Source organism: Halorubrum tibetense (genome assembly GCF_042661865.1).
In the GTDB taxonomy this organism is placed as follows: domain Archaea; phylum Halobacteriota; class Halobacteria; order Halobacteriales; family Haloferacaceae; genus Halorubrum; species Halorubrum tibetense.
The window spans coordinates 1-3978 of record NZ_JBHSWW010000224.1; the positions used below are offsets into that span (position 1 = coordinate 1).

Annotated in this window: 5 protein-coding genes and 1 pseudogene; 2 read left to right on the plus strand and 4 right to left on the minus strand. The window is 68.3% G+C overall.

Features of this window, described 5'->3' with window-relative positions; translation table 11 throughout:
* Positions 1 to 112, minus strand: a 112-nt coding sequence (locus ACFQEU_RS12380; protein ID WP_379782589.1) for a hypothetical protein, incomplete at its 3' end; no start/stop codon positions are given.
* A 123-nt stretch (positions 113 to 235) separates the two neighbouring features.
* On the opposite strand from ACFQEU_RS12380, the gene ACFQEU_RS12385 reads away from it, so the two are divergent.
* Both ACFQEU_RS12385 and aglF read left to right on the plus strand, forming a co-directional pair.
* Positions 236 to 1099, plus strand: coding sequence for a M14 family metallopeptidase (locus ACFQEU_RS12385; protein ID WP_379782581.1), 864 nt, complete (start codon positions 236 to 238; stop codon positions 1097 to 1099).
* Between the two features lie 121 nt (positions 1100 to 1220).
* Complete coding sequence (aglF, locus tag ACFQEU_RS12390; RefSeq protein WP_379782583.1) at positions 1221 to 2006, plus strand: UTP--glucose-1-phosphate uridylyltransferase AglF; 786 nt, start codon at positions 1221 to 1223, stop codon at positions 2004 to 2006.
* Positions 2007 to 2081: 75 nt separating this feature from the next.
* Here the strand turns inward: aglF and ACFQEU_RS12395 are convergent, their stop codons facing one another.
* From ACFQEU_RS12395 to ACFQEU_RS12405, 3 genes and pseudogenes are all read right to left on the minus strand, one after another.
* Positions 2082 to 2909 carry an undecaprenyl-diphosphate phosphatase gene (locus ACFQEU_RS12395; RefSeq protein ID WP_379782585.1) on the minus strand — a complete coding sequence of 276 codons (828 nt, stop codon included), beginning with the start codon at positions 2907 to 2909 and terminating at the stop codon, positions 2082 to 2084.
* 179 nt (positions 2910 to 3088) lie between these two features.
* Positions 3089 to 3418 (minus strand): 4Fe-4S dicluster domain-containing protein, encoded by a 330-nt coding sequence (locus ACFQEU_RS12400; protein WP_379782587.1) that lies wholly within the window; start codon positions 3416 to 3418, stop codon positions 3089 to 3091.
* Between the two features lie 71 nt (positions 3419 to 3489).
* Positions 3490 to 3978 (minus strand): annotated as a pseudogene (locus ACFQEU_RS12405) (hypothetical protein); the annotation flags it as partial.

Here is a 3978-nt window from a genome sequence, read left to right on the forward strand (position 1 = left end):
GGCCGACCACGACCCGATCCGTCTCGGTGCCGACAGCGCGCCCGACGTCGAGCGCCACCGCCGCGGTGACGCTCTCGCCGACGCGGCCACGGATGCCGCTGGTTCCGAACATGTTCGATCCCTTTCACCGACGGGGCTTGTAACCACCGGCGGCCGGTCGCCGAACGGCCCCCAGTTGAGACCGTGCCGCGGTCGGGAGCGGGGCCTTTTACCGAGTCGCCGTCGAACAGACGGTATGGAGGTCATCGACCGTCGGTCGGCGGGACCGGCACGGGTCGCGATCGTCGGCGGGATCCACGGCGACGAGCCCGCCGGCGAGCGGATCGTTCGACGGCTCGCGGCGGCGCTCCCCGAACTGTCCGGCGAGGAAGCGGACGCCGCGCCTGACGGCGAGCAGGCTGTCGGCGACGGGAACGCCAGGGGCGTGATCCGGCTCGTCGTCGCCAACGAGCCCGCTCTAGAGGCGGGAGTCCGGTACACCGACGTCGACCTGAACCGGTCGTTCCCCGGGGACGCCGACAGCGACGAGTACGAACGGGCACTCGCACCCCGAGTCGCCGAGGCGGTCAGGGGGATGGACGCGGTGCTCGCGCTCCACACCTCACACAGCGCGCCGCCGCCGTTCGCCATCTACAGCGAGTGCACCGAGTCGGTCCGGCGAACCGTGACGGGGATGCCCGTCGACTACGTGGTCGACTCGGGGGGGCTCCGCTCCACGACGCTCGACTCCGTCGTCGACCACACCGTCTCGGTCGAGGTCGGCCGCCAGGGGAGCGAGGAAGCGGCCGAGTTCGGCTACGAGGCGTCACTAGCGTTCCTCAGGGCCCACGGCGCGCTCGACGACGAGCCGCCGACGTTCACCGAGACCACGGTCGTCGAGGGGTTCGAGGAGGTCCCGAAGGGTGGCGGCGAACCTCACGTTCACTACCGGAACTTCGAGACGATCCCGCAGGGTGCGGTGTTCGCGCACGACGACGTGTACACCCATCGCGTCGAGGGGGCGGACGTCGTACCGATCCTCGCGAGCGAGCACGGCTACGAGGATATCTTCGGCATCTACGGCCGAATCACGGGAACGATCGATCCGCCGGAGGAGTGACTTGCCGGACCGTCGGTGGATCGACCCGTCTGACCGTCGGTGGATCGACCCACGGACCGCGGGAACCCCGACCTGTCATACACAGAGAAGACTTTTACTCATGCCCGGAGAACGCCGGGACATGCAAGCAGTCGTACTCGCGGCGGGCCAGGGGACACGGCTCCGGCCGCTGACCGACGACAAGCCGAAGGGGATGGTCGAGGTCGCCGGCAAGCCGATCTTGACCCACTGTTTCGACCGGCTCATCGAGCTCGGCGCGGAGGAGCTGTTGGTCGTCGTCGGCTACAAGAAAGAGGTCATCATCGACCACTACGACGACGCCTACGAGGGCGTGCCGATCACCTACGCGCATCAGCGCGACCCGAAGGGGCTGGCGGATGCGCTGTTGACGGTCGAAGAACACATCGACGACGACTTCATGCTGATCCTCGGCGACAACGTCTTCGAGGCGAACCTGGAGGACGTCGTCCGTCGGCAGCGCGAGCGCCGGACCGACGCCGCGTTCCTCGTCGAGGAGGTGCCGTGGGATGAAGCGAGCCGGTACGGGGTCTGTGACACCAACCAGTACGGCGAGATCACGGACGTCGTCGAGAAACCGGACGACCCGCCGAGCAACCTCGTGATGACCGGCTTCTACACGTTCTCGCCCGCCATATTCCACGCGTGTCACCTCGTGCAACCCTCCGACCGCGGCGAGTACGAGCTCTCGGACGCGGTCGACCTGCTCATCCAGTCGGGCCGCACCATCGACGCCATCGGTCTCGACGGGTGGCGGATCGACGTGGGTTACCCCGAGGACCGCGACGAGGCCGAACGCCGGCTGGAAGACGCAGAAGGGGAGGCGACAGCGGACGGGGAGGCGACAGCGGACGGGGAACCGGACGTCGAAGCCTCGCCGGACGCGTGAACGGCCAGGCGTCCGCCTCGCCAGCCCCGTAACCGCTCATACGACCTCTCGTACTCGCCCGTTTCTTTCCTCTCTTCACGCGACGACAGAGACGACGCCGCCGCCGACGATCGCGAGCCCGCCGAGCCCGAAACAGACGACCCAGAAGGGAACCCGGTCGACGACGCGCATCAGGGCGTCGATCGTGAGGTAGCCGACGACGGCGCTGACGACGAGCGCGACGAGCGCGGCGGTCGGACTGATCCCCGGAAGCCCGCCCGCGCCGAGAACGGTGAGCGCCGCGCCACCGAGGCTCGCGGGGATCGAGAGGAGAAACGAGAGTCGGAACGCCGCCGGCGGGTCGTAGCTCCGGAACAACAGCGCGCTCGTCGTCACGCCCGACCGGGAGATCCCGGGGAGGATCGCGACGCCCTGTACCGCGCCGACGAGGACGGAGTCGAGCAACGTCGGCTCCTCCCTGATCCCCATCGATACCGACTCCGAGGCGAGCTGGAGGACCCCCGTCAGGATCAACAACACGCCGATCGCGGCGATGAACACGCCGCCGGTCAGCTGCCCGGCGAGATCGACCGCGAATATATATAAGGGGATCCCGACGAGGCCGGTCAACAGACACGCGACGACGACGTAGGAAGCGATCGCGTTGTCGCCCTCGTAGGCCCCCCGCGGCGTCCAGCCGGGGAGCGCCTCGAACGCGACGCGGATATCGTCGCGGTAGTACGTCGCGGCCGACAGCGTGGTACCGACCTGCAAGAACAGCGCGAGCTGAAGCGCGATATCGGGATCCGTGCCGACGAACGTCAAGAACAGCGCGAGGTTACCCTGACTGGAGACGGGAAGCCACTCGACGATCCCCTGAACGATGCCCGCGAGGACCGCCACGACGAGTTCCGTTCGGCTCACTACGATGAACGCGACGGCGGCCGTACTTAAGGACAGCCGATCGACGGCGACGTGATGCCGGGGCCGATGGCGACGTGATGCCGGGGCCGATGGCGACGTGATGCCGGGACCGACCCCGCTAGCGATGTCGGTGTCACCGATATCGCGGTAAGGGATACCGATCGATAGGGAGACGGTACTTAAATGCGGTTCTCGCGACCGGGGTCGACGTCGATGGCGTCGACCGGACAGACGTCGACACACAGCATACAGTCGATACACTGCTCCTCGTCGGTCGGGTTCGCCTTGATCTCGGACTCGCCGTGGCCGGGGGTGTCGACCCACTCGAACACGTCGACCGGACAGTCCTCGAGACACGCGCCGTCGGCGAGGCAGATATCGAAATCGACGGCCACGTGGGTCCCGCGGATCCCGAGCTGCTCCGGCGGGTCGACTGGCCCCCACACGGCGACGTCGTGCTCCTCGCCGACCTGCTCGCGGTTCCGCTCGAAGTTCGGGTCGATACCCATCGTACACGTCGTTTCGCCCGTCCGTATTTAAACTCCGCGACGAGGCGGCCTCTCAGGCTGGCGAATGGCGCTTACGGGTGTGCGTAGTAGGCGACGAGCGCCTCCTCGCCGGTCGGGCCGTCCGGGTCGGCCGTCGCCGTCGGGTCGAACGTGTCGATCCGGGCGAACCCGACCCGTTCGAACTGGACGACCGTGTCGACGGCGGCGTCGGCGACGGCCGGCTCGACGTACCCACGGACATCGCCCTCGACGGTCCGGAGGAGCGTGTCCAGCGACTCCGCGGCGGGCACCCAGTGAACGACATCGACCCCGCCCTCGCGGACCACGTCGATGCTGGCGTCGACGTAGACGAGCGATCCTGCCGCCGATGCATCGGTCGGACCGTCGCTTGGATCGTCGGCCAGCTCGTCGGCCGGTTCGTACCTGACACAGCCGTACCCCTTCAACCACACGCGCTCACCCGCGTCCGGGAGGTCGGAGGCTTCGATCCGAACGCGGCCGGCCGGGACGGTCCGGTCGCCGCGGTCGGGGAAGTCGGGATGGACGGGGGGGTGGCCGGC

Bases quoted from the DNA above. Each gene is read 5' to 3' on its own strand.
- aglF (WP_379782583.1), top strand. From the start codon at position 1,221: ATGCAAGCAGTCGTACTCGCGGCGGGCCAGGGGACACGGCTCCGGCCG.
- ACFQEU_RS12400 (WP_379782587.1), bottom strand. From the start codon at position 3,418: ATGGGTATCGACCCGAACTTCGAGCGGAACCGCGAGCAGGTCGGCGAG.
- ACFQEU_RS12385 (WP_379782581.1), top strand. From the start codon at position 236: ATGGAGGTCATCGACCGTCGGTCGGCGGGACCGGCACGGGTCGCGATC.